Genomic DNA, 25121 nt, shown 5'->3' with positions numbered 1-25121 from the left:
CCCGTGTTCTCCAACTACCTGATCGGCCTGCGCGAGGGACTGGAAGCCAGCCTCGTCGTCTGCATCCTGATCGCCTACCTGGTCAAGACCGGCCGCCGGGACGCCCTGCGGCCGGTGTGGACCGGCATCGCCATCGCCGTCGCCATCGCCATGGGCTTCGGCTGCGCCCTGGAGTTCGGCTCGCAGGAGCTGACGTTCGAGGCGCAGGAGGCGCTCGGCGGCTCCCTGTCGATCCTCGCGGTCGGCCTGGTGACCTGGATGGTGTTCTGGATGCGGCGCACCGCCCGGCACCTGCGCGCGGAGCTGCACGGCAAGCTGGACGCGGCCCTGGCCATGGGCACCGGCGCGCTGGTCGCCACCGCCTTCCTCGCCGTGGGCCGGGAGGGCCTGGAGACCGCCCTGTTCGTGTGGGCGTCGGTGCACGCGGCCGGTGACGGCACCCCGCGCCCGCTGATCGGCGTGGCCCTCGGCATCGCCACCGCCATCCTGCTGGGCTGGCTGTTCTACCGCGGCGCCCTGAAGATCAACCTCTCCCGGTTCTTCACCTGGACCGGCGGCATGCTGGTCGTCGTCGCGGCGGGCGTGCTGGCCTACGGCGTGCACGACCTCCAGGAGGCCAACTGGCTGCCCGGGATCGCCTCCCTGGCCTTCGACATCAGCGGCACGATCGCACCGGACAGCTGGTACGGCACCCTGCTGAAGGGCGTCTTCAACTTCCAGCCGGACCCGACCGTGGCCCAGGTCACGGTCTGGGCGCTGTACCTGGTCCCGACGCTCGCGCTGTTCCTCTCCCCGGTAGGGTTCGCCTCCGGAAAGGGGAGGGTGACAGCACCTCATGACCAGGGAACGCAGCCGTCGAAGGCTCCGCAGGCGTGACCGGAACGCACTCGTCGCGGCCGTACTGGCCGCTTGGTCGCTGACGGCGAGCGGCTGTGTGGTGGTGCACGGGGAACGGGTGGTGCTCCCCGCCGCCACCCGCGCCGAGGCCGCCACCGCGCTGGCCCGCTTCACGGACGCCTACAACGCGGCCGACAAGGCCTACGACCGCTCCCTGGACGCCCGTTACGTCACCGGCGCCGTCGCCGCCATCGACTCCGCCAAACTCGCCGCGGGGCACGCCAACAGCCCCTCCGGGAACGCCAACCACAGCCCGCTGCGGCTGACGGACGCGAAGTTCACCATCCCCGAGAAGGCGGGCTGGCCGCGCTGGTTCGTCGCCGACGCCCACGGCAACAGCGGCGGCGACGCCCGCTGGCTGCTGGTGTTCGTCCGGCACAACCGCACCGAGCGCTGGCAGGTGGCGTACCTGACGCTGGTGGCGCCCGGCGACATGCCGCGCTTCCGCACCGGCCCCGACGGCCGCGCCGAGACGGTGCCCGCCGACGCCGACGGGCTCGCCGTGCCGCCGGCCGCACTGAGCAAGGACTACGCGAGCTACCTGCGCGGCGGCGGGCGGACCTTCGCCGACGGCCCGCAGACCAGCCGCTGGCGCGCCGACCGCCGCAAGCGGGCCCGCAGGCCCGGCCTGGTCACGCAGTACATCGACAAGCCGCTCGGCGGCGGCGACTACGCGCCGCTGGCGCTGCGCACCGCGGACGGCGGGGCGCTGGTGTTCTTCACCACGCACCACTACGAGAAGCGGACGGCTGCCGCGGGCGCCACCGTGGCGATCCCCAACAAGGACGTGCGGGCGCTCACCAAGGGCGAGGTCAAGCAGTCGCTGACGATGGAGTTCGTGTCCAACGAGGCCGCCCTGGTCCCGGCCGCCGGCGCGGGCGGCGGCAAGGTGTCCGTGGTGGGCCGGGTGCAGGGGCTGACCGCCGCTCAGGGCGAGTGACCGGCCCGGCGCGGGCGGTCAGTGCTGCACGGGCCAGGCGGTGCCCGCGGGGCCGGGATCGGTGCCTGCGTGGCGGGCGCAGGCGTCGGTGAGGGTCTCCAGGAGGCTGAGCGGGTCGGGCAGGGCGTGCTCGGGGCCGCGCAGCCAGCGCACCTGGCGGTCGTCGCCGGGCAGCCGGGCGGGCGGCACCAGGACGTAGGAGCCCCGGCAGTGCCAGCGCAGGCCCGGATGCTCGTCCATGGTCTCGGGGTGGCAGTCCAGTTCGCACGGCCACCACTCGTCCTCGTCCTGGGGGGTGCCCCGGGTGAGGGTGAAGAACAGCATGCGGCCGTCGTCGCTCTCGGCCACCGGGCCGACCTCGACACCGGCGTCGCGCAGCCGTTCCAGCGCCTGCCGGCCGGCTTCCAGGGGCACGTCGAGGACGTCGTGCACCATGCCGGTGGCGGTGATGAAGTTGGCCTGCGGCTCGTGCCGGGCCCAGTGCTCGACCTGCGCCGGGTCGGTGGTGGACTGCGTCTGCCAGGCGAACGACACCGGGTGCCGGGCGGGGGTGGGACAGCCGACGCGGTCGCAGGAGCAGCGGTAGCCGGACGCGGGGTGCGCGGCGGGCGCCAGCGGGAGTCCGGCGCGGGCGGCGGCGAGCAGCAGGGTCTCCCGGCCGGCGTCGTCGGCGGGGTGCGGCGGGCGGCGTCCGCGCAGCCACCGCGAGAGCCTGCCCTGCCGGCCGGACGGTCCGCCGAACGTCGCGCTCATCGATCCCCTCGCCTCGCTGGTCTGCGGACAGCCAGCATGCCTCATCCGGCCGGCCGGACGCGCCCCGGGGGTCGGCCGCCCGGGTCCGCCGGGACGGCGGCGGGGGCGGTCGGGGCGGATGGCGCGACGGCGGGGGCGGCCGGTGCGGCGGCGGGGCGGTGACCCCGGGGGCGCCGCAACGGGGTGGCCAGGGAGCGCCTCAGCGCGGTGGCCAGGGGTCGCCCCAGTCCGCGTCGCGGGCCGCCTTGTAGAGGTCGCCGTGGCGTTTGGTGACCGTCGTGCGGCGCAGCTGTTCCTCCGCCTCGCAGAGGTCCAGCAGCACCTGGCCCTTGCGGATCTGGGGGCGCCGCACGACGCGGGCGGGGGCCGGGCCCGCCGGGAGGCGGGTGGCGGCGACGTAGCTGAACTTCTCGTCCTCGTAGGCCAGCGAGCCGCCCTTGACCTGCCGGTGCAGGGAGGAGCGGCTGACCCGGGCCGAGAAGTGGCACCAGTCCGTGCCGGGCGCGATCGGGCAGGCGGCGCTGTGTGGGCAGGGGGCGGCGACCTGGAAACCGGCGCCGACGAGACGGTCGCGGGCCTCGATGACGCGGGCGTAGCCGGCGGGGGTGCCGGCCTCCACGATCACCACGGCCCGCGCGGCGGCCGCGGCCGCGTCGACCAGGGCGGCGCGGGCGGCCTCGTCGAGTTCGTTGAGGACGTAGGAGACGGTGACGAGATCGGTGCTCTCTATGGAGAGCGCCGCTCCGATACGTGAGCGCTGCCAGCGCGCGTCCCGCAGGTCCGGGTTGGCGGCGGCGATCTCCCGGCCGAGGGCGAGCGCCGGTTCCGCCCAGTCCAGCACCGTCACCGGCCGGGTCCCGCCCCAGGTGTCGCTGACCGCCCAGGTGGCGGCGCCGGTCCCGCCGCCGACGTCGACATGGCCGGCGGGCGCCCACCCGGGCACCGCGTCCGCGAAGGCCGCCAGCGCCGAGCGCACCGCCTCGAAGGTGGCCGGCATCCGGTACGCGGCGTACGCGACCACGTCCGCGCGGTCGCGCAGGATCGGCGCGTCGGTCGGGGTGGCCCCGCGGTACTTCTCGATCAGCCGGGCCACCGCCCGGGCGGCCTGCGTCGGCGGCAGACCGTCGAGCAGCCCCGCGAGCGCGGAGCGGAGGACGTCGGCCGGGGGCACTGCATCGTTCACCCGGCGATTCTAAGTGCGCGGCGCCCGGTCACCGGTCCCCCGCTCACGGGCCCGACGGGCCGGCCCGGTGGACCGCCCTCGCCAGATGCGTGGCCGCCGCCCGCCTCGGCCCGTTGTCCGGCGGCCGGCGGCGCGGGTGCACGGTGTTGGCCAGCAGGATCAGGAAGGTGTCCGTCGCCGGGTCCAGCACCAGCGAGGTCCCGGTGAAGCCGGTGTGCCCGGCCGCTCCCCGGCCCGCCAGCTCGCCCATGAACCAGTGCTGGTCCACGGCGAAGCCCAGCCCCGGCGGGGCCAGCAGCAGCTCCACGAAGTCGGGGCCGAGGATGCGCGCGGGACCGTACGCGCCGCCCGCCAGCAGGGCCCGGCAGAACACCGCCAGGTCCCGGCCGGTGGAGAACAGCCCGGCGTGGCCCGCCACCCCGCCCAGCGCCCAGGCGTTCTCGTCGTGGACGACGCCCCGCAGCATCCCGCGGTCCGCCTTCGCCCACGGCTTGCGCTGGTCCTCGGTGGCCGCCGCGCCCCGGCACGGCCCGAATCCGGTCGCCGTCATCCCCAGCGGCCGGGTGATGCCCTCGTGGACGAGCACGTCCAGGGTGCGGCCGGTGATCCGCTCCAGCACCGACTGGAGCAGCAGCATGTTCAGGTCCGAGTAGCGGTACGTCCCCGGCTCGGTCACCGGCGCCTCGGCGCGCAGCATCGCCAGCCGGGCGGCGTCGTCCGGGCAGTCGTACAGCGGCAGGTCGGGGCGCAGCCCCGAGGTGTGGGTGAGCAGCTGCCGCACGGTGACGCCGTACGCGGCGGCCGCGCGGAACTCGGGCAGGTAGGCGCCGACCCGCGCGTCGATGCCGAGGGTGCCGCGCTCGATCTGCTGCACGGCGGCGACGGCCGTGCACAGCTTGGTGAGGGAGGCCAGGTCGAAGGGGGTGTCGACGGTCATCGGCACCCGGGCGGCGGGCGGCAGTTCGACGCCCGCGTCGCTCTTGGGGTCGTAGGCGGAGTAGCGCACCGCCCAGCCCGCCGCCTGCGCCACGGCGATGACCGGGCCGCGCCCGGCGATCACCACCGCGCCGGCCGCCCAGGGACGCTCCCCGGTGGTGACGTCGTGGACCAGGCGGGCGAGGTGGCGCAGTTCGGTGTGGTCGAGTCCGGCCCGTTCCGGTGCGTCCACGCGCAGTCGCGGTGTGCTCAGCTCTCCTCCCCCGTGCTCCCGGCCCCGTCCGGGCGGCGGGCGCCCGGGACGTGGGGCGCCGCCGCCGTTCTCCAGGGACGGCACAGTGTCACGAAGCAGGCCGCCGCGACCAGTGCCCCGGCCAGCTGGACGACGGCCATCGGCACCGCGGTGCGCTCCCCGGCGACGCCGACCAGCGGCGAGGCGACCGCGCCGACCAGGAAGGAGGTGGTGCCCAGCAGCGCGGAGGCGGAGCCCGCGGCGTGCCGGGTGCGCAGCAGCGCGAGGGACTGGGCGTTGGGCAGGGTGATGCCCATGGCCGACATCAGCACGAACAGCGCGGCGGCGACGGGCGCGAGACCGACCTCCCCGAAGGTTCCGGTGGACATCAGCAGCAGGGCGGCGGCGGCGAGCACGATCACCGCCAGGCCGGTCGCCAGCACCCGGTCCAGCCGGACCCGGCCGACCAGCAGCTTGCCGTTGACCTGCCCGGCGACGACGAGACCGACGGAGTTGAGGCCGAACAGCAGGCTGAAGGTCTGCGGGGAGGCGCCGTAGATCTCCTGCACCACGAACGGCGAGGCCGCTATGTAGGCGAACAGCGCGGCGAAGGCGAAGCCGCCGGCCAGCATGTAGCCGGTGAAGGGCACGTCGGCGAGGAGGCCGCGCATGGCGTGCAGCGCCTCCCTGACGCCGCCGCGGTGGCGTTCGGCGGGCGGCAGGGTCTCCGGCAGCCGCAGCCAGACGACGGCGGCCAGCACCGCCCCGACCGCGGTGAGCACCACGAACACCCCGCGCCAGTCCGTCACCCGCAGGATCTGCCCGCCGATCAGCGGTGCCACGATCGGGGCGACACCGGAGATCAGCATCAGGGTGGAGAAGAAGCGGGCCATGGCCACGCCGTCGTAGAGGTCGCGGGCGACGGCTCGGGCGATGACGATCCCTGCGGCGCCCGCGAGCCCCTGCGCCAGCCGGAAGGCGACGAGCGTCTCGACGGTGGGCGCGAACGCGCACAGGGCGGTGGCCACGACGTACACGGCCAGGCCGGTGAGCAGCGGGCGCCGGCGGCCCCAGCGGTCGCTCATCGGGCCGACCACGAGCTGCCCGAGGGCCATGCCGGCCAGGCAGGCGGTGAGGGTGAGCTGGACGGTGGCGGCGGGGGCGTGCAGGGAGCGGGTGACCGCCGGCAGGGACGGGAGGTACATGTCCATGGCCAGCGGCGGGGTGGCGGTGAGGCCGCCGAGGACGACGGTGACGAGCAGGCCGGTGCGGCGGGCGGCGCGGACGGCCGGTGCGGCGGGCGCGGCGGGCGCTGCCGCCGCTTCCCTCACGGCGGTCGCATCGGTCACGGCCGTCGCGTCGGACACGGCGGTCGCCTCCGCCGCGTCCGTCGCGCCCGTCTCCGGTGTCGGGGCCGCCGCGTGCTCGGGCATGTCGTCCTCACTGTCCTGGTGGGTCCCGCTCGGTGGGATCGCCGGGTGGGATCGCTGGGTGAGATTCCTTGGTGGGTCCGGGTGAACCGCACCTATGCTCTCAGCTCGTACACACTGCCGAGGGTCGGATGGGTGAGGGCGGGGATGGCGCAACAGACGGTGCGGTGGGGAATCGTGGCGACCGGCGGGATGGCCGCGGCGTTCACGGCGGATCTGGTGGACCTGCCGGACGCGGAGATCGTGGCCGTGGCCTCGCGGCGGCCGGAGCCGGCGGAGGCGTTCGCCGAGCGGTTCGGCATCGGGCGGGCCTACGGCTCGTGGGAGGAGCTGGCGCGGGACGCGGACATCGATGTCGTGTACGTGGCCACGCCCCACTCGGCGCACCGCGCGGCCGCCGGGCTGTGCCTGGAGGCCGGGCGGAACGTGCTGTGCGAGAAGCCGTTCACGCTGAACCTGCGCGAGGCCGGGGAACTGGTCGCGCTGGCGCGGGACCACGACCGCTTCCTGATGGAGGCGATGTGGATGTACTGCAACCCGCTGGTGCGGCGGCTGAAGACGCTGGTCGAGGACGGGGCGATCGGCGAGGTGCGCACCGTGCAGGCCGACTTCGGGCTGGCGGGCCCGTTCCCGCCCGCGCACCGGCTGCGGGACCCGGCGCTGGGCGGCGGGGCGCTGCTGGACCTGGGGGTGTATCCGGTGTCGTTCGCGCAGTTGCTGCTGGGTGAGCCGGCCGAGGTGACGGCGAGAGCGGTGCTCTCGGATGAGGGCGTCGATCTCCAGACGGGTGCGCTGCTCTCGTGGGAGAGCGGTGCTCTCGCGGCGGTGCACTGCTCGCTGGTGGGCGGTACGGGGAACACGGCGTCCGTGACCGGCACCCTCGGCCGGATCGACGTCCCGTCCGGCTTCTTCCACCCCGAACGCTTCGTGCTGCACCGCGACGGCCGCGACCCCGAGGAATTCACCGCCGACCCGGCGGACGGGCCGCGCGGCACCCTGCGCCACGAGGCCCGGGAGGTCATGCGCGCGCTGCGGGCCGGCGAGAAGGAGTCGCCACTGGTCCCGCTCGACGGCACCCTCGCGGTGATGCGCACCCTGGACGCGATCCGGGAGCGGACCGGGGTGCGCTACCCCGGCGACATCGTCACGGAGCCGGTCCCGGCCTGAGCGGCGCCCGGCCTGAGCGGCGCCCGGCCTGAGCGGCGCCCGGCCTGAGCGGCGCCGGGGGTGAGCGGCGCCGGGGGTGAGCCGCGCCGGGGGTGAGCCACGTCCGGGCCGAGGCCCGGTGACCGTATGCCCGGCCGGGCCCGGTAACCGTATGGCGGACACCTGATTCCGCATCGCGGACTCGGCGCCTACGCTGCGGTGGCATGACTGAGACGCATGCGAAGAGCGCGGTGGTGACCGGGGCCGGGTCCGGCATCGGGCGGGCGGTGGCCCTGGAGCTGCTGCGGGCCGGCTGGTCGGTCGCGCTGGCGGGCCGCCGGACCGGGACGCTGGAGACCACCGCCGCCCTGGCCCCGGACGGCGACCGGCTCGTCGTGCGCGCCGACGTGTCCCGGCCCGAGGACGTGGCCGGGCTGTTCGCCGCGACCGTGGAACGGTTCGGCCGGGTCGACCTGCTGTTCAACAACGCCGGCACCTTCGGGCCCGGCGGCGTCCCGGTCGAGGAGCTGTCCTACGACGCCTGGCGGCACGTGGTGGACACCAACCTCAACGGGGCGTTCCTGTGCGCGCAGGCGGCGTACCGGCAGATGAAGGAGCAGGACCCGCAGGGCGGCCGGATCATCAACAACGGCTCCATCTCGGCACACACGCCCCGCCCGCACTCGGCGGCCTACACCGCGACCAAGCACGCGCTGACCGGGCTGACCAAGTCACTGTCGCTGGACGGGCGGCGCTACGGCATCGCGGTCGGGCAGATCGACATCGGCAACGCGGCCACCGACATGACGGCGCGCATGGAAACCGGCGCCCTCCAGGCCAACGGGGAGATCGCGCCGGAGCCGGTGATGGACGTGGCCGACGTGGCACGCACCGTGCGGCACATGGCGGAACTGCCACTGGCGGCGAACGTGCAGTTCGCGACGGTACTGGCGACGGCGATGCCGTACGTCGGCCGGGGATGAGGGGCGCTCGGATCAGGACCTGCACAACGTGCACAAGCGGAGTTTGACGCTCCGTGGGTATTGCGGCCGGTGTCACCCGTATGCTCAACTCTCCTCCACGAGAGCTTCACACTTGGGGCTCTCGGGTTCCGCAGACCATCCCGAGGGGGGATGCGGCAGCCGTTCCCGCGCACCGGGTGGGGGTGGACTTCGCGCGCCGATGGCGGAGTACGCACCGGAGCGCGGGAGCGGCTGCCGCGAGCACCGTCCCGGTCAGCGGTTTTCTGTCAGCGGCTCGCTGAACGGTCATCCGCGTCGGCCGGGGGCGCCGCAGGAACCGGCGGCGCGGGAACGGCTGTGGTGGGAACCGGCGGGGTGACGGCGGGAGTTGCCGGTGCGGGCCGGGCCGCCCTGCGCCGCCGCAGTGCCCAGGCTCCCGCGCCCAGCAGGACGACCGCCCCGGCGGCGCCCTCCAGCAGCCGCCAGGGCGTGGAATCCCCGGTCGCGGCCGCACCCGGCGCGCCCGCCGCCGCGCGGGCCGCCTTACCGGCGGCCGTGTGACCCGCAGTCGCCCCGCCCTCGCTGAGCGGCTCGACCAGCGTGCCGACCGCCGGGGCCGTACCGCCCGCCCCGAAGCCCCAGTCGAGCAGGGCGGCGGTCTCCTCGTAGACGGCGTTGCCGCCGCTGTCCGGGTGCATCACGGTGACCAGCAGCGTGCGGCCGCCCCGGGTGGCGGCGCCGGTGAAGGTGTTGCCGGCGTGGCTGGTGTAGCCGTTCTTCACACCGATGAGCCCGTCGTACGTGTGCAGGCCCCATGCGCCGGTGAGGAGGCGGTCGGTGTTCTGGATCTGGAAGGTCTTCTTCCCGCCCGCCGGGAAGTCGGCGGTCCGCGTGCCGCAGTAGCCGCGGAAGTCGGCGTCCTTCAGTCCGCGCCGGGCGAAGAGGGTGAGGTCGTACGCCGAGGAGACCTGGCCCGGGTGGTCGAAGCCGTCGGGGCTGACGACACGGGTGTCGAGGGCCTGGAGATCGTCGGCCAGGGCCTGCATCTCGGCGACCGTCGCGGCGACCCCGCCGTTGAGGTGGGCGAGCACGTGCACGGCGTCGTTGCCGGAGCGCAGGAACACGCCCTGCCACAACTGCTCGACGGTGTAGGTGATCCCGGGCTTGACGCCGACCAGGCTGGAGCCGGCGGGGACGTCGGCCAGTTCGGCGTCGGTCACCGTGTGCCGCGCGGTGCGGTCGAGCTTCCTCAGCACGGTGTCGGCGAACAGCATCTTCAGCGTGGACGCGGGCGCCAGCCGCCGGTGCGCGTGGAAGGAGGCGAGCACCTCGCCGCTGCCGAGGTCGGCGACGAGCCAGGACCGGGCGGTGAGCTTGGCGGGCAGCCCGGCGGCGCGGCCCGCCTGGACCCCGGCACGGGCCAGCCGCTCCCCACCGACGACCGCGCGCGCCCTGCCGGAAGCGGCGGAGACGGCGGAGACGGTGGAGACGGTGGAGACGGTGGGGGCAGCGGTGGTGGTGGAGACCCGGGTGGTGGTGGAGGCGGCGGACGGGGTGGCCGCGGACAGCGGGAGGGCGGCGGCCGTCAGACCGAGTGCGGCTCGCCGGGTGAGCCGTGAACAATCACGCATCCCGGGACCGTACACCGCACTCAACAGCGGTTTCCTGGCAGCAGGCCCTCAACAGCCCGGGAACGGGCTGTCTCAGGGAAATCTGAATCACCGTCGCGCTTTCTCAGGCCCCGCACACCCTTTCCTCAGTGGGTCGCAAAGGTTCCTCCCTAGCTTGTGGCCGCGCCCACAGCGGGCGCCAAGAACCTCGAGGAACGGGATGTTTGGCATCTATCTCAAGCGCGAGCTGAGCCGGCGCAAGAAGGCGGCTCTGGTCATCGCACTGGGTCTGGCGCTCGGAATCGCCCTGGTCATCACCGTCAACTCGGTGTCGGCCGGCATGACGCAGGCACAGGACAAGGTCCTCAAGTCGCTCTACGGCCTCGGCACCGACATGACGGTCACCAAGGCCCGGACGGCGGCCGCGTCGAGCGGTTCGCGGGGCCCGGACTTCTCGTTCGACGCCAAGTCGGACAGCGGCACCTCGCAGAGTTCGGACCGGGTCATGACGCAGGGCGGCCAGACCCTGAAGTCCTCGCTCGTCCAGCGGGTCGCCGCGCAGAAGGGCGTGGCGTCGGCGGTCGGCGCCCTGTCCCTGAACGTCACCAAGGTCGACGGCTCCTTCACCCAGGGCAAGGCGCAGAGTTCCGGGGGCGGCAGCGGCCGGCAGCCGGGCGGTGACAGCGGTCAGCCGCAGGTGCAGGGCGGCGGCGCCGACTTCGACGTCAACAACTACTCCGTCGCCGGTGTCGACGTCACCCACCAGGACCTCGGCCCGCTCGCCACGATGAAGATCACCTCCGGGAAGACCTTCGCCTCGGCGCAGACGAACGCCAAGGTCGCGGTGGTCAGCGCGTCGTACGCCAAGGAGAAGAAGTACAGGAGCGGTTCGGCCTTCAAGATCTCCGGCACGACGTACACGGTCATCGGCATCGCCACCCCGGACAGCGGCGAGTCCACCACCGATGTCTACCTGCCGCTGAAGCAGGCGCAGACACTCGGCGACGCCAAGGACAAGGTCACCACCATCTACGTCAAGGCGACCGACTCGCAGCGGATCGCCGCCGTCAAGAAGACCATCCAGGACAACATCTCCGGTACGACCGTCACCACCTCCTCCGACCTGGCCTCCACCGTCTCCGGCTCGCTGTCCACGGCCTCCGACCTGGCCTCGAGCGTCGGCACGTGGCTGTCCGTCGCCGTGCTGGCCGCCGCCTTCCTGGTGGCCGCCCTGCTCACCTCCTCGGCGGTGTCCCGGCGGGTGCGGGAGTTCGGCACGCTGAAGGCGCTCGGCTGGCCCAGCCGCAGGGTCACCCGGCAGGTGGTCGGCGAGTCCATGGTCAACGGCCTGATCGGCGGCGCCCTCGGCATCGCGCTGGGCCTGGGCGCCGCCTACGCGGTCACCCTGATCAGCCCGAAGCTGACCGCGCAACTCGGCAGCGGAGGCGGACCGGGCGGCGGCATGGGCGGCCCGGGCGGCGGCCGCGGCGGGCAGTCCGCCGCGAACACCATGGAGATCGCGCTGTCGGCGCCCGTGTCCGTCACCACCATCGCGCTCGCCGTGGGCCTGGCGGTGGCGGGCGGCCTGATCGCCGGTGCCATGGGCGGCTGGCGGGCCTCCCGGATGCGGCCGGCGGACGCCCTGCGCAGCGTCTCGTAGGCGCCCGCCTCCTGTGCCGGGGCGCCGCCTCCACTCCCCCCGGGAGGCGGCGCCCCACCCTCTCCCACGACTCACGACTCACGACTCACGGAGCACCCATGTACCGACTCACCGGCGTCACCAAGCGCTATACGCGGGGCAAGGACACGGTGGAGGCGCTGCGCGGCGTCGACCTCACCATCGAGGACGGCGACCAGCTCGTCATCCAGGGCCCCACCGGCGGCGGCAAGTCGACGCTCCTGCAGATGATCGGCGGCCTCGACCGCCCGTCCTCCGGCAGCGTCGAGCTGGACGGCGTCGACCTCGGCGGCATCGGCGAGGCCCGGCTGACCCGGCTGCGCGCCGAGAAGATCGGCATCATCTTCCAGGCGTTCAACCTCATCCCGACGCTCACCGCGCAGGAGAACGTCGAGACGGCCCTGGTCCCCCTCGGCGTCAAGCCGGCCGAACGCCGCGAGCGGGCGGCGGAGGCCCTGCGCTCGGTGGGCCTGGGCGAACGGCTCGGCCACGTCCCCTCCGAGCTGTCCGGCGGCCAGCAGCAGCGCGTCGCCATCGCCCGCGCGCTGGTGAAGCAGCCGCGGGTCCTGCTCGCCGACGAGCCCACCGGCAACCTCGACGAGGGCACCCGCGACGACATCATGGGCCTGCTGGAGGGGCTGTGGCGGGAGCACGGGCTGACGTTCGTCATGGTCACCCACGACTCCTCCATCGCCCGCCGCGCACCGCGCGTGGCCACGATCGAGGCGGGCCGGATCACGCTGACCGAGCAGGCAGGGGGGCGGCGGGTTCGGCGAGTCCTGACGGTTCGGTCGAGCAGCGGTCGTACGTCCCGTACGGGGCTCAGGGTCACTGAGCCGCGGGCGACGCGCTCCATCCCGCCCCCGGAGCGGCGGTGGCCTCTCAGGCCTGTCCGGTCTCGAAGCGGGCGATGCGGCCCTCGTCGTCGACCGTGAAGGTCCACCGGGTGCGCATCTCGCCCCAGGTGTCGTTGCGGTAGCGGGCGAGCAGGGCGCGGCCGCCGCGGGACTCGTTGTCGACGTCCAGGTGCCCGCGCGAGGCGAAGATCTCGCGGTCGACCCAGTCGGCGAGGTCGCGGTCGGTGCCGTCGTCCGACATGGTGGCGTCCGGGGCCAGGAGGGCCAGGAAGCCCTCGCGGTCACGGGCGTTGACGGCGTTGACGAACGCCCGGACAGCCGGATCGCTCAGCCTGGTGGTCTGAATGGTCATGGCGTCAGATTCACACCGCTCCCCCGCCCCCGCCACCGCACCCGCCCTGGATCCGCCCCGGCCCGGTGACCGACGGGCGTCACCCGGACGGCGGCTGCGGCGGGCCGCGGCGGGGCGGGGGTGCGACGGTGTTGACGCGGGCGGGACGTGTTCCTGCTGCCCACTGTCCTGCGTTGGGAGAGACACCGTGACCTGTTACAACCGGAGTGATCTGGGGCTGCTGCTGCTTCGGCTGGGCACCGGCTCAGTGCTGGCGGCACACGGCGCGCAGAAGCTGTTCGGCTGGTTCGGCGGGGGCGGCATCGAGGGGACCGGCCAGTTCATGGAGTCCGTCGGCTACGCGCCGGGCAAGGTCAGCGCGACGGCGGCGGGCCTCGCGGAGGCGGGCGGCGGGCTGCTGCTGGCGCTGGGACTGGCGACCCCGGCGGCGGGCGCGGCGGCGGCGGGCGCGATGGCGGGGGCGTCGGCGGTCCACGCGCCCAACGGCTTCTTCGCCCAGGAGGGTGGCTTCGAGCACGCGGGGAGCCTCGGCCTGACCGCCGCGGGCCTCGCCGTCACCGGCCCCGGCCGCCTCTCCCTGGACCACGTCCTCGGTCACACCCTGAACCGCGGCTGGATGGTCCCGGCGGCCCTGGCCACGGTGGCCGCGGGAACCGCCCTGGTGATCGGCGCCCGCGCCAAGCGGGTGCGCACGGTGACCCCGGAGGAGCAGGAGGCCCTCTTCGACGGGTGACCGGAGCCTGGCAGGCTGCCGCCATGACCGATCGACCGACGCAAGCCACCGCCGACGCCACGGGCGAGGACATCTGGTCCTCGGTGGACGCCCTGTGGACCTGGCTGGAGGCCAACCGCCCCGGCGACGGCACGGACAGCGTGCTGCTGCGGACGCTGAAGCTGTCGGAGGAGGTCGGCGAGGTCGCCGAGGCGGTGATCGGGGCGCTGGGCCGCAACCCGCGCAAGGGCGTCACCCACACCTGGGACGACGTCCAGGCCGAACTGTGCGACGTCGCCATCACGGCCCTGGTGGCCCTGCGCACCCTCACCCCGCACACCCGCGAGGTCTTCACCCGGCACCTGGAGCGGGTCAGGCAGCGTTCCCTCGAGACCGACTGACGGCCGATCACAGACATGCCGAAGTGGCTCAGCACCCGCGACGCTTCCAAGAGGCTGCCGCTCCTCCTCGATCTCCACGGCCGAGCAACTTGCGTTTCTGCTGATGTGCCGCCCCGCCATCGGCCATGCTGGTCGTGTCCCAGGGCGCACAGTGCGAGGAGGAGACGTGCCCGAGCTGGTCAGCCGTCATGAGTATCCGGTAGAGGTCGACCACGGTGGCTTCGCCCTGCAGGAAGCCGACGACCGGCACGTGCCGGTCCCGTTCCCCGAGGATTTCCGGGACGGTATCTTCCTCGCCGCACATACCGGGCGCCTGGACCTCGCGAGCGCGGGCCACACTCACACCGCCGATGTCATAGTCGAAGTCTGGGATGCCGAACCTCCCGCCCCCTCCGGTACCTGGGAGGAGAGCGCGACAGCCAGGATTTACTGCCCCTCGGGAGAGCTTCGCGCACGGTCGATCACCAGCGGCCCGATGCCGGAGCGGATTCCCTTGTCGGACGGCCCGGGCACATGGTCCGTACGCGTGGTGAGCACGGGGCGACAAGCACTTGCCGCCTTGTCCGAAGAGGGTGCGGTGGACGGGGTCGAACGTTACGTGGCCCAGTTCTGGCCGGAATCCTGACCGGTCGGCGGGCACGAACGGCGGCCGCGGCCGTGCCATCGCGGTCCGCCGGCGAGTCGTGCGTGTTCCCGTCAGGAGACTATTTTGACGATGAAACCATCGTCCGGTCCGTCCAGGACACGATTCTTGTCGTAGAACTGGGCTAGCAGAATTCCACCGGCACCGTTATCCGACTTTTTCACCGGCAGCACGCTGAAATTGTTCGGCTCTGCGCGGGAGTCGTAGTTCGATTGCGCGGCCCCCTCGTAGGTGCTCTGGAAAGGGTACTCGTCACACTCTTTTGTGTTGTGCTCGGTGTAGCCAGCGCCGTAATACTTCTTGCAGTTGTAAACGGACCGGTTGTAATTGGCCTTGCGTCGCCTCGTGTCCCAATACAGGCGGGTCAGCGGCTCGTCGGCGGTCCGTCCCGGGTAGTGCTTCCTCGTGCTTGGCGGTAATGTGCTCGACGGCTTGGTGAAGGCCTTCTTGATGTGGAGTGCCACACCCCGTTCCGGCGCGTTGGCCGCCGTGCTGTACTTCAGCGTGGGCACGACGCTGAATACCGCCGCTCCGGTGGCATCGTGAGGGAGATAACCGGCCTTGTCCCAGCGTGGTGGCAGCATGAACAAGTCGTGCGCTCCCGGGGTGGTCAGGACCCATCCAGGCGGAGCCGTGATGGTGACACTCGGCTGGTAGACGGCGAAGACGGTGTCCGCTCTCATTCCGGGGCTTCCCTGGCCCGCAGCGGCGCCGACCTTGTGCCTGAAGCTCCCCTGCTCCAGCAGCTGCGCCCAGGTCCGGCTGACCGGCATCGCAACGCCGCCTCGGGTGTAGTGGACCGAGGAAGGCCAGCTTTTCGTGACTTTTCCGTTGGTCACGATTCCCAAGCCGGGCGCAGCGTTGGTCCCTGCCGCGGTGAAGGCCGTGAAGTAGTAGGTGACCGTGATCGTGCGGCTGCTCTTCGGAATGGTTCCGATCGCCAGCACGTCGAAACTGCTCGTCCCGACGGGCTCACCGTTCACCAGCCAGACCTGGCTCAGCAAGAGGCCTGAGCAGACCGCGAAGCGTGACTTGAGGTAGAACTTCGACGTCCCGAGTCCGCGGACGCATTCAGCCGGAGTCATGGAGTGGGAGGGCTCCGGAAGAGTCACCACCGGGTCGGCACCTGCGGCGAGAGCATCCGGCTTCGCGAGCTCGGGCACAGCCGAGTCTTCGGTGGACAGCGGCGCATAGGTCCTGGCAGGGCCGACCGCCTCACGTGGCAAGAGTGCCTGCGAGGTTTCCTTGGCTGCCATGCGATGCAGCGCATCGAGGACACCAGGCCGCTTGATCTCGCTGAGGCTGGGCGCCTTGGTACTCAACGGGAGCGCATAGGTGTTCATGATCGCGTTTTCGACGCCATCGGCGTGTGCGATCTCGATCGGTGTGGTCAGTGCGGCCAGCAAGGCGGGGAGCAGTACGGCGGTGGCACGTATTCGTGCTCGCCAGGACGTGCGTGTTTCCATTGATACCCCTTGTTCCAAGACACGCCTTACAGCGTGGGTCGTCACAGAGGTATCAGACGCACAAGCTGCGCATAACTGCTGGATTACCTTCTGACGCGATCACACCAGGCGATGGCTGGAAAACAATGACCATTATCAGGAGCGCCGGCTGTCCGAAAGGTTTCCTCCGAGGGACACCGTGAAGAGAAGCGGATGCGGCGGAGACAGACTCCAGTGACGCCATGCCAGTGGCTGAGAACGATTCCGTAGCCGGGACGCGGCCTTGTGGCCGGCGTTCGGCAGCTCTGACAGTGGGGACCATCGAGGCGGCCTGGTAACCGTGCGGGGACCATCTCGTGTCGCAGAACGGGGGTTGACATGGAGGGTGTCGATGAACTGATGCGGGACCGTTTACTGATCATGGTGAACGGCCGATCGGCTATCGATGTCCTCTCCTACGTTCCGGTCCGTACAGGTGGGCTGGTACTGACGGGCGCTGCCGCACCGCTCAGGTGCAGGGAGATCCGCAATGCCTTGCCCGAGACAGTGGTGGTCGTGGATTACGGCAGCCATACGCAGCGGATGGGCACCCCTGATACTCCTTTCGGGCTGAGTTCCGGTCGAGGCTGGCGCGACCTCGATCTAGCTGGGCTCGATGAATTCCTGGACGGACAGCTTCACCACAAGGCGTCCTACGCCGTGACACCGACGTGCTTCATCCCGGCAAGTGAAGCGGGAGGATCGCCGGTGCTCAATGCTGTGATAGCTCAGACCAACCAACTGAGCCGCGAGGACATGGTGGTGTTGCTGCCGTGCAGCTGGCGATGGTTACGGCGTTCCTCCGTGCCCCTTCTCGCCGAGCAGATCCGGATGAGCCGACATCCGGTGGCGCTGATCATGCAGGCGGACGGCGATCCGCTAGAGCGCGATCAGGCAGCCGAGGGATTACGTCAGTTGTGCCGTTCCTGCCCCCGCCTCGCGCTGTGGCGCACCGACCTGGCCGCCTTCGACGCGATGGCACACGGGGCGCTGGGTGCGGCGGTCGGAGTCTCGGCAGTGCTCCGGCACGGCGTGGCTCCTCGCCCCGACAGTGGGGGAGGCGGTCACAAGCCATACCCGGTTGTCCTGGTGCGGCGTCTGCTGCGCTACCAGCGAGTGGCTACGCTCCAGGACTGGTTCGCCCACGTCGATCCGTGGACCTGCGACTGCGCGGTGTGCCAGGGCGCCGTCCTCACCCGCTTCACAGACCGCGAAACCGACGTGGTCGCCGCCCTGCAGCACAGCGTCTGCGAACTCTACGGGCTTCACCAGGAATTGGACATGACACTTGCCGGTCAGGAGCGCATCGGCTGGTGGCGCCAACAGCTCGCGGACGCCTGGGAGTACCACCGCCTGCTGGCCACCCAGACGGGGGTAGAAGTGCCGTTCCCGAAGGTCCTTCAGGCTTGGCGGCGCCAGAGTCCGGTGGCGTTGCCGGGGGCGCAGGAACAGCGATCGCAGGAGCGGTCGGGGCCGAGCTGACGCCAGGCCTGTTCGTGGAAGAGCCACTGAGCGGCTGAGTGGCGCTCGGGCCGGTAGCGGGCGGGTTCGAGCAGCCAGCGCACTTGCCTCGCCGGTTCACGCAAGACGACGCCGACGCCGTAGAAGCGGGCCTTGAGAAGGAGCAGGCCCATGTCGGAGCGTGGTTCCCGTCCCGGCGCGACAGGCGATACGACGATCGCGCGGGCACAGAACGGCGCGAACTGCGAAGCGTCCCGCACGGCGGCGTCCCAGTCACGGGAGGAGATACCGTCCGGTCCGTGCACGAGGACCAGCTCGACACGGACAGCGGGTACGAGACGCCGTACGACGATGTCCTGCTCACCTTCCCCCAGGTCCACGACGCCCGGCGGCGCGGCGCGCAGCGTCCGTAGGGCGTGGGCATCGAGCGAGGCCTGGGGTACCGCCAAGTCCACGGGCAGGTCGTGGAGAACGGTGAGGAGCGCCCGGCTGTCGACGGCACCGAGGCCGGCTGAGGAACGGCGGCGCTCCTCGTCGCCGATGACGGTGACGGCCGCATGCACCTGCTGTCCGCGCAGCCTGAGCCCGACGAGCGCCTGCTCAGCCAGCAGCATGTCTCTCGTCCTCGTTGTATTCCTCGACCTGGTCTGGTCGTCCGGGCGGGCTGAGGGTGCGGTCGGTGTGGGTGCCTTGTTGTCTATCAGCCCTGCAAGTCGCGAGACAGCCGCCGGGGGAAAATGCCCGCCCAACCCGTCGTTCGCCATAGAATCCGCGCTCGTCAAGCCGCCCTGCGGACGGTTTCCGGGGCGGGCCCGAGGGGTTCCCTCCCCCGTGTCCGGTGAACTCCCCCGGGCTCCGGTGGTCGGCTGGTGCCGGGCTGCTGAAGCTGCTGCGCCCGCTGGACAGTCAGGCGTAGTGGCACCCGGTCCCGGCGAAGTGGAGCGGCAGACGAGTCGGGCTGTACGCCGGGTTCTGTCCCCCGGCTGCCTCGCGGCGTGCCGGGGTGACGGCCATCCATCTAGGGCCGGCGTTGCCGCCGGCCTCGTGCGGTCTACCCGCGGACTCGGGCGGGCAGCCCTCGAACGTCCGCGCAGAGACACCGGGGTGTCTCCTTTTGACCTTGCTCCGGGTGGGGTTTACCTAGCTGCCCAGGTCACCCTGGGCACTGGTGGTCTCTTACACCACCGTTTCACCCTTACCGGGGACCGGAGTCCTCGGCGGTCTGTTTTCTGTGGCACTGTCCCGCGGGTCACCCCGGGTGGCCGTTAGCCATCACCCTGCCCTGTGGAGCCCGGACGTTCCTCGGGAAGCCCCTGGTGGGGCTCCACGCGGCCGTCCGCCCGGCTCGTCTGCCGTGCCGACCATGCTACCGGCCGCACGGACCCGCCGTGCCCGCCCTCCGGGTGCCCCCGGTGCCTTGAGGCGCGGGCCCGGGCCTCCCGGTGGTACGCCGTACGCTGGCGCGGAGGTCTAGAGAAGGAGTACGTGTGCTGGTCCTGCTGCCGCCCTCCGAGGGCAAGGCGCCCTCGGGCCGGGGTGCCCCGCTCAAGCCGGAGTCGCTGTCGCTGCCCGGGCTGACCGCGGCCCGCGAGGCCGTCCTGGACGAGCTGATCGCGCTGTGCGCCGGTGATCCCGGCCAGAACGACAAGGCGCGCGAGGTGCTCGGACTGAGCGAGGGACTGCGCGGCGAGGTGGCGAAGAACGCGGTGCTGCGCTCCGCCGGGGCCCGTCCCGCCGGTGAGATCTACACGGGTGTCCTGTACGACGCCCTCGGCCTGGCCACGCTCGACACGGCCGCCAAGAAGCGCGCCGCGCGGTCCCTGCTGGTGTTCTCCGGGCTGTGGGGCGCCGTCCGGGTCACCGACCGCATCCCCTCCTACCGCTGCTCGATGGGCGTGAGGCTGCCCGGGCTCGGCGCCCTCGGCGCGTACTGGCGTTCGCCGATGGCCGAGGTGCTGCCCCAGGTCACGGGCGACGGACTGGTGCTGGACCTGCGGTCGGCGGCCTACGCGGCGGCCTGGAAGCCCAAGGGCGAGGTCGCCTCGCGGACGGCGACGGTACGGGTGCTGCACGCGCCCACCCGGAAGGTGGTCAGCCACTTCAACAAGGCGACCAAGGGCCGGATCGTGCGCAGCCTGCTGACCGCGGGCCCGGCGCCGAAGGACCCCGCCGAGCTGGTGGAGGCGCTGCGGGACCTGGGGTACACCGTCGAGGCACAGGCTCCCGCGAAGGCCGGGACCGCCTGGGCCCTGGACGTCCTGGTCACCGAGGTGCACTGACAGCGCGGCAGAGCAGCAGAGCAGCAGAGCATTGTGTCGTTGCAGCATGTGCAATGGGCTTTGCGCACACTGCTTCCGCTCGGCACGATGTGCGCATGACCTCACCCCTGCCCTCCTCCCGGGTGCCGGTGCCGGCCGGCTCCGTGCTGGACCTCGCGCCCGTCGTGCCCGTGCTGGTCGTCACGGACGCCGCCGACGCCGTACCGCTGGCCCGGGCCCTGGTGGCCGGTGGGCTGCGGGCGATCGAGGTGACGCTGCGGACCCCGGCGGCGCTGGACGCGATCCGGGCCGTCGCCGGGGAGGTGCCGGAGGCGGTGGTCGGGGCGGGCACGGTGATCGCGCCCGGGCAGGTGCCGGCGTGTGTGGCGGCCGGGGCGCGGTTCCTGGTCAGCCCCGGCTGGACGGAGGCGCTGCTGGCCGCGATGCGGGAGTCCGGGGTGCCCTTCCTGCCGGGGGTGTCGACCACCTCGGAGGTGGTGGCGCTGCTGGAGCGCGGGGTGCGGGAGATGAAGTTCTTCCCGGCGCAGGCGGCGGGCGGTACGGCCTATCTGCGGTCGCTGGCCGGTCCGCTGCCGCAGGCCCGCTTCTGCCCGACCGGCGGCATCGGTCCTGCGAACGCGGCGGAGTACCTGGCCCTGCCCAACGTGGGCTGTGTGGGCGGCAGCTGGATGATCCCGGCGGACGCGGTGGCCGCCGGGGACTGGGGGCGCGTCGAGCAGCTGGCGCGCGCCGCCGCCGGGCTCCGGGACGGGCGCGCGCCCGGGGAAGCCGGCGGGGTCAGGGACGCCGGTGAGGCCAGGGATGCCGGTGAGGCCAGGGACGCCGGTGAGGTCAGGGGCGCAGGTGGGACGTGTCGTTGAACAGCCGTACGCTCGCATTGCCGTCCGCGTAGTAGGCGACCGCCGACAGGGACGCCGCCGACAGTTCCATGCGGAACAGCGACTCGGGCGGAGCGCCCAGCGCGAGCCGGATCAAAGTTTTGATCGGCGTCACGTGCGTGACCAGCAGGACGGTGCGGCCCGCGTGGGCGGCTACGAGCCGGTCGCGCGTCGCGGCGATCCGGGTGGCGGTCTCGGCGAAGCTCTCGCCGCCGCCGGTGGGCCGGGCCGCGGGATCGGCGAGCCAGGCGTTCAGGTCCTCGGGGTGGCGTTCGCGGACCTCGCCGAAGGTCAGCCCCTCCCAGGCGCCGAAGTCGGTCTCGCGCAGCCCGTCGTCGACCGTCACGTCCAGGCCGAGGCGGTCGGCCACGACGCCGGCCGTCTCCCGCGTGCGCGCCAGCGGCGATGACACGACCGCCCGTACGCTCCCCCGCCTGGCCAGCGCCGCCGCGACCCGCTCCGCCTGCTGCCGGCCGGTGTCGGAGAGCGAGGGATCGCTGCCGCCGCTGCCGGAGAACCGCTTCTGCGGAGTCAGCGGGGTCTCCCCGTGCCGCAGCAGCACGAACGTGGCCGGGGCGCCCAGGTCGGGCGCGGCACTCCACCCGGGCGCGGAGGGGGAGGAAGCGGCAGCGGGAGAGGCGGAGGGGGAGGCCTCACGGGTGGTGCGGGGTCTGGTCAGGGCCGCTCTGGCCCGCGCCGCGCCCGCCGCCGCGTCTCCGGGCGGGCCCGACGGCTCGGGCGGCGCGCTCCTCGCGGCGGACGCGTCCAGCGCGGCCCGGGAGGCCGCGGGCGACCAGGTCTCGCCGCGGGCGCCGGCGTCCATGGCCTCGTTGGCCAGGCGGTCGGCGTGCTTGTTGCGCTCGCGCGGGATCCACTCGAAGGTGACCTGGCCGGCCGGGTAGAGGCGGGCCGCCTCGGCCGCCAGCGGCTTCATGTCGGGGTGCTTGATCTTCCAGCGGCCCGACATCTGCTCCACGACGAGCTTGGAGTCCATGCGGACGTGGACCCGGGCGGCGGGGTCGAGGCGACGGGCGGCGCGCAGGCCGGCCAGCAGGCCCCGGTACTCGGCCACGTTGTTGGTGGCCACGCCGATGTGCTCGGCGGCCTCCGCCAGGGTCTCCCCCGTCGCCGCGTCGATCACCACCGCGCCGTAGCCCGCGGGCCCCGGATTGCCCCGTGACCCGCCGTCGGCCTCGACGATGAACTCCCGCACCCCGTACGCCCCTTACAGACCCGACTCGGACGTCCGCACCAGGATGCGGCGGCAGTTCTCGCAGCGGACGACGGTGTCCGGCGCGGCCTTGCGGATCTCGCTCAGCTCGGTGATCGCCAGCTCCTGGCGGCAGCCCTGGCAGGTGCGCTGGTACAGCCGGGCCGCGCCGACGCCGCCCTGCTGCTGGCGCAGCTTGTCGTACAGCTTGAGCAGGTCGGCGGGGACGGAGCCGGCGATGACCTCGCGCTCCTTGGTCACCGAGGCGACCTCGGCGTCGATCTCCTCGAAGGCGGCGTCCCGGCGGGCCGTCGCCTCGTCGATCCTGGTCTGGAAGGAGGAGACCCGCTCGGTCAGCTCGGCCACCCGCTCCTGCGCGGCTTCCCGGCGCTCCATGACCTCCAGGACGACGTCCTCCAGGTCGCCCTGGCGCTTGGCGAGGGAGGTGATCTCGTGCTGGAGGTTGGACAGGTCCTTGGGCGAGGTGACCGCGCCGGAGTCCAGGCGCTGCTGGTCGCGGACGGCACGCTGGCGGACCTGGTCCACGTCCTGCTCGGCCTTGGTCTGCTCGCGGGCGGTGTCGCTCTCCTCGGTCTGGGCGGCCACCAGCAGGTCGCGCAGCTGGGTGAGGTCCTTGGTCAGCGAGTCGATCTCGGCGTGCTCGGGCAGCGACCTGCGCCGGTGCGCCAGCTGCTGGAGGCGTACGTCCAGGGCCTGGACGTCGAGGAGTCGGATCTGGTCGGCGGGCGCGGCGTTCAGTTGGGGGCTCCAGATGGTTGGGTGACGGTGGATGCCGCGTGGGCGGTCCAGGGGTCGGTGACCGTCTTCGAGACGTGGACGCGCAGGTCCCAGCCGTGACGGTCGGAGATCTCGTCGAGCTGGGCTGCGGCCAGCTCGCACCAGGGCCATTCGGTGGCCCAGTGCGCCGCGTCGAGCAGCGCGAGAGGACGGTGGGTGACGGCCGCCGTGAACTCGGAGACCGGGTGGTGGCGCAGGTCGGCGGTGAGGAAGGCGTCGACGCCGGCGGCGCGGACCCTCTCGAAGAGGCTGTCGCCGGATCCGCCGCTGACGGCGACGGTGCGTACGACGGCGTCGGGGTCGCCGGCCACCCTGATGCCCTGCGCGGTGGCGGGCAGCCGCTGGGCGGCGCGGGCGGCCAGTTCGCGCACGGTGACCGGGTGGTGGAGTTCGCACACGCGGCCCAGGCCCCGGCGGCCCTCGGGGTCGCCCGGGTCGGGCACGAGCGGCCGCAGGACCCTCAGGTCCAGGGCGCCGGCGAGCGCGTCGGAGACGCCGGGGTCGGCGGTGTCGGCGTTGGTGTGCGCCACGTGCAGGGCGATGTCGTTCTTGATCAGCGTGTGCACGAGACGGCCCTTGGGCGTGGCGGCCGCCACGGTGGTCGTGCCGCGCAGATAGAGCGGGTGGTGGGTGACCAGCAGGCCGGCGCCGAGCCGCACCGCCTCCTCGACCGTCTCCCGCACCGGGTCGACGGCGAACAGGACCCGCCCGACCTCCTGGTCGGGGTCGCCGACGACGGTGCCGACCGCGTCCCAGGACTCGGCCCGCTCGGCGGGCCACAGGTTCTCCAGCGCGGCGATGACTTCAGACAGACGGGGCACGGGGAAAGGCTACCTGGCTGCTCCGTGGCGCAGAACCGCCTCGGCTCCCCCGCGGCCGGCGCACCGGCCCGCTCAGCACAGCGGCCTCGGCCTCCTCAGGCGAATCGCTTCTGCGCCACCCTTATGTGTGAAGTCCCGGGTGGCCGGTCCCCCGCCCGCGCGTGCGAAAACTAGCTTCGTCGCCGGAGGTGACCGAACGATGACGGCCTGTGCGACCGAACCCTCGGCAGCCGGGGAGGACGAGGTGCCCCGGGCGGGGTGCGTCCTCACGGTGGACGGCGCGTACGCGGCCCGGCTCGCGCGGGACGGCGGCTCCTGGTTCCCGGAGCGCTGGACCCTGGACGGCCCGGAGCCCTACGCGGTGCCGCTGCCCGGCAACCAGCCCGAGGAGCCCGGCACCGAGGTGCAGCCCCTGGGGGACGGGCGGGTCCTCATCCACCGGCTGGTGGAGCGGCGGCACGTGTTCTCACTGCTGTACCCGACCGGCCCCGGCACCGGTGAACTGCCGCTGGGCGCGGTGGAGTGCCCGGAGCCCGGCACCCGGCTCGGCCTGCTCCCGCCGGCCCCGGGCGGCGCCCGCGCCTACGCGCTCGCCGTCGGGTCCCGGTCCACGGCGGTGTGGCTGGTGGCGGGCGGCGCCTTCGGGCCCGAGCACCTCGCCGAGGTGCCGGGGCGCTGCTCGGGCGGGGTCTGGCTGGACCACACCGGGCGCATGCTCGCCGTCGACCGGGAACTGGGCGGGCGCACCAAGACGGTCGTGGTCGACCTGGAGCGGGGCGGCGAGGTCTCCCCGCTGCTGCAGATCACCGACGACAGCGACGACCGGCTGCTGCTGGCCGACCCCGACAGCGGGCTGCTGCTGATCTCCTCCGACGCGCCCTCGCCCGGGCGGCGACGGCTGGGCTGGGGCGTCCTGGGCAGCACCCTGCCGGTCCGCTTCCCCGAGCACCTGCGGCTGCCGGACTGCACGGTGACGCCGTTCGCCGTCCAGCCGGGGCAGGTGCTGACCCCGGAGCACTGCGGGGTGGCGCTGCGCATCGACGGCCCCCTCGGCAGCCGGCTCGGCACCTGGCGGCCCGCCGAGCGGCGGGTGCGCCCTCTCCCGGTCCCGCAGGGGTGGCTGGCCGGTGCCGGGCGGTGGACGCCGGACGGGGTGCTGCGGCTGCCGTACGCCACGGCCGAGGTGCCGTGCGGGGTGACCGAGGTCCGGGTGCCCCGGGGTGAGCCGGGCGGTGCCGGACAGCCGGCGCGCGCGGAGGTCGCGGGGGCGGAAGGGAGTGCTGCCGGAGGGCCCGTGCAGCCCGCCGCCGCCCGGCCGGTGCCGTTGCAGCAGGCGCCGCTCGGGCCTCTTGTAACGAAGTAGCACCACTCGGCGTGCCCGCCTGGATTCGACCCGAGTCGGCCTGGTTACACTCGCCCGGCTGTACGAAAGATCATGTTGACGGGGTGAATTCTTCC

23 protein-coding genes, 1 other RNA gene and 1 pseudogene are annotated in these 25121 nt (G+C 72.9%); 13 read left to right on the top strand and 12 right to left on the bottom strand.

The genetic code is table 11. The features are described from left to right. The first annotated feature begins 3 nt into the window (after positions 1-3). Both efeU and ACZ6CZ_RS02805 read left to right on the top strand, forming a co-directional pair. A complete protein-coding gene (gene efeU / locus ACZ6CZ_RS02810) occupies positions 4-876 on the top strand; it encodes an iron uptake transporter permease EfeU (protein ID WP_469013752.1) in 873 nt (290 codons plus the stop codon). Beyond that, a complete protein-coding gene (locus tag ACZ6CZ_RS02805) occupies positions 836-1837 on the top strand; it encodes an SCO2278 family lipoprotein (protein ID WP_469013751.1) in 1002 nt (333 codons plus the stop codon). The genes efeU and ACZ6CZ_RS02805 overlap by 41 nt, the downstream gene beginning before the upstream one ends. A gap of 18 nt (positions 1838-1855) precedes the next feature. Here ACZ6CZ_RS02805 and ACZ6CZ_RS02800 read toward each other — a convergent pair whose 3' ends face one another. From ACZ6CZ_RS02800 to ACZ6CZ_RS02785, 4 genes are all read right to left on the bottom strand, one after another. Further along, on the bottom strand, positions 1856-2590 hold the full coding sequence (locus ACZ6CZ_RS02800; protein WP_469013749.1) for a bifunctional DNA primase/polymerase: 735 nt from the start codon (positions 2588-2590) through the stop codon (positions 1856-1858). 199 nt (positions 2591-2789) lie between these two features. After that, on the bottom strand, positions 2790-3773 hold the full coding sequence (locus ACZ6CZ_RS02795; RefSeq protein WP_469013747.1) for a small ribosomal subunit Rsm22 family protein: 984 nt from the start codon (positions 3771-3773) through the stop codon (positions 2790-2792). A gap of 43 nt (positions 3774-3816) precedes the next feature. After that, entirely contained in the window at positions 3817-4941 is a 1125-nt protein-coding gene (locus ACZ6CZ_RS02790; RefSeq protein WP_469013744.1) for a serine hydrolase domain-containing protein, read from the bottom strand. A gap of 17 nt (positions 4942-4958) precedes the next feature. Beyond that, positions 4959-6374, bottom strand: coding sequence for a multidrug effflux MFS transporter (locus ACZ6CZ_RS02785; RefSeq protein ID WP_469013742.1), 1416 nt, complete (start codon positions 6372-6374; stop codon positions 4959-4961). 144 nt (positions 6375-6518) lie between these two features. Here ACZ6CZ_RS02785 and ACZ6CZ_RS02780 point away from each other — a divergent pair, with 144 nt between their 5' ends. Together ACZ6CZ_RS02780 and ACZ6CZ_RS02775 are read left to right on the top strand one after the other, a co-directional pair. Next, on the top strand, positions 6519-7538 hold the full coding sequence (locus ACZ6CZ_RS02780; RefSeq protein WP_469013740.1) for a Gfo/Idh/MocA family protein: 1020 nt from the start codon (positions 6519-6521) through the stop codon (positions 7536-7538). A 203-nt stretch (positions 7539-7741) separates the two neighbouring features. Next, positions 7742-8500 carry an SDR family oxidoreductase gene (locus ACZ6CZ_RS02775; RefSeq protein WP_469013738.1) on the top strand — a complete coding sequence of 253 codons (759 nt, stop codon included), beginning with the start codon at positions 7742-7744 and terminating at the stop codon, positions 8498-8500. 266 nt (positions 8501-8766) lie between these two features. Here ACZ6CZ_RS02775 and ACZ6CZ_RS02770 read toward each other — a convergent pair whose 3' ends face one another. Beyond that, on the bottom strand, positions 8767-10110 hold the full coding sequence (locus ACZ6CZ_RS02770) for a D-alanyl-D-alanine carboxypeptidase family protein (protein WP_469013736.1): 1344 nt from the start codon (positions 10108-10110) through the stop codon (positions 8767-8769). 199 nt (positions 10111-10309) lie between these two features. On the opposite strand from ACZ6CZ_RS02770, the gene ACZ6CZ_RS02765 reads away from it, so the two are divergent. Together ACZ6CZ_RS02765 and ACZ6CZ_RS02760 are read left to right on the top strand one after the other, a co-directional pair. Continuing rightward, the gene (locus tag ACZ6CZ_RS02765) at positions 10310-11749 is read left to right on the top strand and encodes an ABC transporter permease (RefSeq protein WP_469013734.1); all 1440 of its coding nucleotides are present in this window, start codon (positions 10310-10312) and stop codon (positions 11747-11749) included. 98 nt (positions 11750-11847) lie between these two features. Next, positions 11848-12531 (top strand): annotated as a pseudogene (locus tag ACZ6CZ_RS02760) (ABC transporter ATP-binding protein); the annotation flags it as partial. A gap of 118 nt (positions 12532-12649) precedes the next feature. Here the strand turns inward: ACZ6CZ_RS02760 and ACZ6CZ_RS02755 are convergent. Next, positions 12650-12976: a nuclear transport factor 2 family protein gene (locus ACZ6CZ_RS02755; RefSeq protein ID WP_469013733.1), complete on the bottom strand. Its 327-nt coding sequence runs from the start codon at positions 12974-12976 to the stop codon at positions 12650-12652. A 187-nt stretch (positions 12977-13163) separates the two neighbouring features. Between ACZ6CZ_RS02755 and ACZ6CZ_RS02750 the strand changes: the two genes are divergently transcribed. The 3 genes from ACZ6CZ_RS02750 to ACZ6CZ_RS02740 all read left to right on the top strand — a co-directional run bounded on the left by ACZ6CZ_RS02750 (position 13164) and on the right by ACZ6CZ_RS02740 (position 14714). After that, on the top strand, positions 13164-13709 hold the full coding sequence (locus tag ACZ6CZ_RS02750) for a DoxX family protein (RefSeq protein ID WP_469013731.1): 546 nt from the start codon (positions 13164-13166) through the stop codon (positions 13707-13709). A 23-nt stretch (positions 13710-13732) separates the two neighbouring features. Further along, positions 13733-14089, top strand: a complete 357-nt coding sequence (locus ACZ6CZ_RS02745) for a MazG-like family protein (protein WP_469013729.1) — start codon at positions 13733-13735, stop codon at positions 14087-14089. Between the two features lie 166 nt (positions 14090-14255). Beyond that, on the top strand, positions 14256-14714 hold the full coding sequence (locus ACZ6CZ_RS02740; protein WP_469013727.1) for a hypothetical protein: 459 nt from the start codon (positions 14256-14258) through the stop codon (positions 14712-14714). 71 nt (positions 14715-14785) lie between these two features. Here the strand turns inward: ACZ6CZ_RS02740 and ACZ6CZ_RS02735 are convergent, their stop codons facing one another. Further along, positions 14786-16198: a NucA/NucB deoxyribonuclease domain-containing protein gene (locus ACZ6CZ_RS02735; RefSeq protein ID WP_469013725.1), complete on the bottom strand. Its 1413-nt coding sequence runs from the start codon at positions 16196-16198 to the stop codon at positions 14786-14788. 357 nt (positions 16199-16555) lie between these two features. On the opposite strand from ACZ6CZ_RS02735, the gene ACZ6CZ_RS02730 reads away from it, so the two are divergent. Beyond that, positions 16556-17698 carry a hypothetical protein gene (locus ACZ6CZ_RS02730; RefSeq protein WP_469013723.1) on the top strand — a complete coding sequence of 381 codons (1143 nt, stop codon included), beginning with the start codon at positions 16556-16558 and terminating at the stop codon, positions 17696-17698. Here the strand turns inward: ACZ6CZ_RS02730 and ACZ6CZ_RS02725 are convergent. After that, the gene (locus tag ACZ6CZ_RS02725) at positions 17617-18291 is read right to left on the bottom strand and encodes a hypothetical protein (protein ID WP_469013721.1); all 675 of its coding nucleotides are present in this window, start codon (positions 18289-18291) and stop codon (positions 17617-17619) included. The genes ACZ6CZ_RS02730 and ACZ6CZ_RS02725 overlap by 82 nt on opposite strands. Positions 18292-18622: 331 nt before the next feature. Next, positions 18623-19025: RNase P RNA component class A (gene rnpB, locus ACZ6CZ_RS02720), an RNA gene on the bottom strand. A gap of 139 nt (positions 19026-19164) precedes the next feature. On the opposite strand from rnpB, the gene yaaA reads away from it, so the two are divergent. Both yaaA and eda read left to right on the top strand, forming a co-directional pair. Further along, positions 19165-19956, top strand: coding sequence for a peroxide stress protein YaaA (yaaA, locus tag ACZ6CZ_RS02715; protein WP_469013719.1), 792 nt, complete (start codon positions 19165-19167; stop codon positions 19954-19956). Positions 19957-20051: 95 nt separating this feature from the next. Then, complete coding sequence (gene eda, locus ACZ6CZ_RS02710; RefSeq protein ID WP_469013716.1) at positions 20052-20816, top strand: bifunctional 4-hydroxy-2-oxoglutarate aldolase/2-dehydro-3-deoxy-phosphogluconate aldolase; 765 nt, start codon at positions 20052-20054, stop codon at positions 20814-20816. Here the strand turns inward: eda and ACZ6CZ_RS02705 are convergent. The 3 genes from ACZ6CZ_RS02705 to ACZ6CZ_RS02695 are packed head-to-tail and all read right to left on the bottom strand — an operon-like array spanning position 20788 to position 23663. Beyond that, complete coding sequence (locus tag ACZ6CZ_RS02705; RefSeq protein WP_469013713.1) at positions 20788-22047, bottom strand: bifunctional RNase H/acid phosphatase; 1260 nt, start codon at positions 22045-22047, stop codon at positions 20788-20790. The genes eda and ACZ6CZ_RS02705 overlap by 29 nt on opposite strands. A gap of 12 nt (positions 22048-22059) precedes the next feature. Next, positions 22060-22803 (bottom strand): zinc ribbon domain-containing protein, encoded by a 744-nt coding sequence (locus tag ACZ6CZ_RS02700; protein ID WP_469014372.1) that lies wholly within the window; start codon positions 22801-22803, stop codon positions 22060-22062. Beyond that, the gene (locus tag ACZ6CZ_RS02695) at positions 22800-23663 is read right to left on the bottom strand and encodes a Nif3-like dinuclear metal center hexameric protein (RefSeq protein WP_469013711.1); all 864 of its coding nucleotides are present in this window, start codon (positions 23661-23663) and stop codon (positions 22800-22802) included. The genes ACZ6CZ_RS02700 and ACZ6CZ_RS02695 overlap by 4 nt, the downstream gene beginning before the upstream one ends. 199 nt (positions 23664-23862) lie before the next feature. Between ACZ6CZ_RS02695 and ACZ6CZ_RS02690 the strand changes: the two genes are divergently transcribed. Beyond that, a complete protein-coding gene (locus tag ACZ6CZ_RS02690; protein ID WP_469013709.1) occupies positions 23863-25026 on the top strand; it encodes a hypothetical protein in 1164 nt (387 codons plus the stop codon). Positions 25027-25121 lie beyond the last annotated feature (95 nt).

It is taken from the genome of Streptomyces sp. NPDC041135 (assembly GCF_055592085.1).
Note: the sequence above shows the minus strand (reverse complement) of the source record. Positions and strands in the feature narration are given on the sequence as shown.

Bases quoted from the DNA above. Each gene is read 5' to 3' on its own strand.
- ACZ6CZ_RS02770 (WP_469013736.1), bottom strand. From the start codon at position 10,110: ATGCGTGATTGTTCACGGCTCACCCGGCGAGCCGCACTCGGTCTGACG.
- ACZ6CZ_RS02730 (WP_469013723.1), top strand. From the start codon at position 16,556: ATGGAGGGTGTCGATGAACTGATGCGGGACCGTTTACTGATCATGGTG.
- ACZ6CZ_RS02755 (WP_469013733.1), bottom strand. From the start codon at position 12,976: ATGACCATTCAGACCACCAGGCTGAGCGATCCGGCTGTCCGGGCGTTC.
- ACZ6CZ_RS02780 (WP_469013740.1), top strand. From the start codon at position 6,519: ATGGCGCAACAGACGGTGCGGTGGGGAATCGTGGCGACCGGCGGGATG.
- ACZ6CZ_RS02725 (WP_469013721.1), bottom strand. From the start codon at position 18,291: ATGCTGCTGGCTGAGCAGGCGCTCGTCGGGCTCAGGCTGCGCGGACAG.
- ACZ6CZ_RS02690 (WP_469013709.1), top strand. From the start codon at position 23,863: ATGACGGCCTGTGCGACCGAACCCTCGGCAGCCGGGGAGGACGAGGTG.
- ACZ6CZ_RS02800 (WP_469013749.1), bottom strand. From the start codon at position 2,590: ATGAGCGCGACGTTCGGCGGACCGTCCGGCCGGCAGGGCAGGCTCTCG.
- ACZ6CZ_RS02745 (WP_469013729.1), top strand. From the start codon at position 13,733: ATGACCGATCGACCGACGCAAGCCACCGCCGACGCCACGGGCGAGGAC.
- ACZ6CZ_RS02775 (WP_469013738.1), top strand. From the start codon at position 7,742: ATGACTGAGACGCATGCGAAGAGCGCGGTGGTGACCGGGGCCGGGTCC.
- eda (WP_469013716.1), top strand. From the start codon at position 20,052: ATGACCTCACCCCTGCCCTCCTCCCGGGTGCCGGTGCCGGCCGGCTCC.
- ACZ6CZ_RS02805 (WP_469013751.1), top strand. From the start codon at position 836: ATGACCAGGGAACGCAGCCGTCGAAGGCTCCGCAGGCGTGACCGGAAC.
- ACZ6CZ_RS02785 (WP_469013742.1), bottom strand. From the start codon at position 6,374: ATGCCCGAGCACGCGGCGGCCCCGACACCGGAGACGGGCGCGACGGAC.
- ACZ6CZ_RS02765 (WP_469013734.1), top strand. From the start codon at position 10,310: ATGTTTGGCATCTATCTCAAGCGCGAGCTGAGCCGGCGCAAGAAGGCG.
- ACZ6CZ_RS02735 (WP_469013725.1), bottom strand. From the start codon at position 16,198: ATGGAAACACGCACGTCCTGGCGAGCACGAATACGTGCCACCGCCGTA.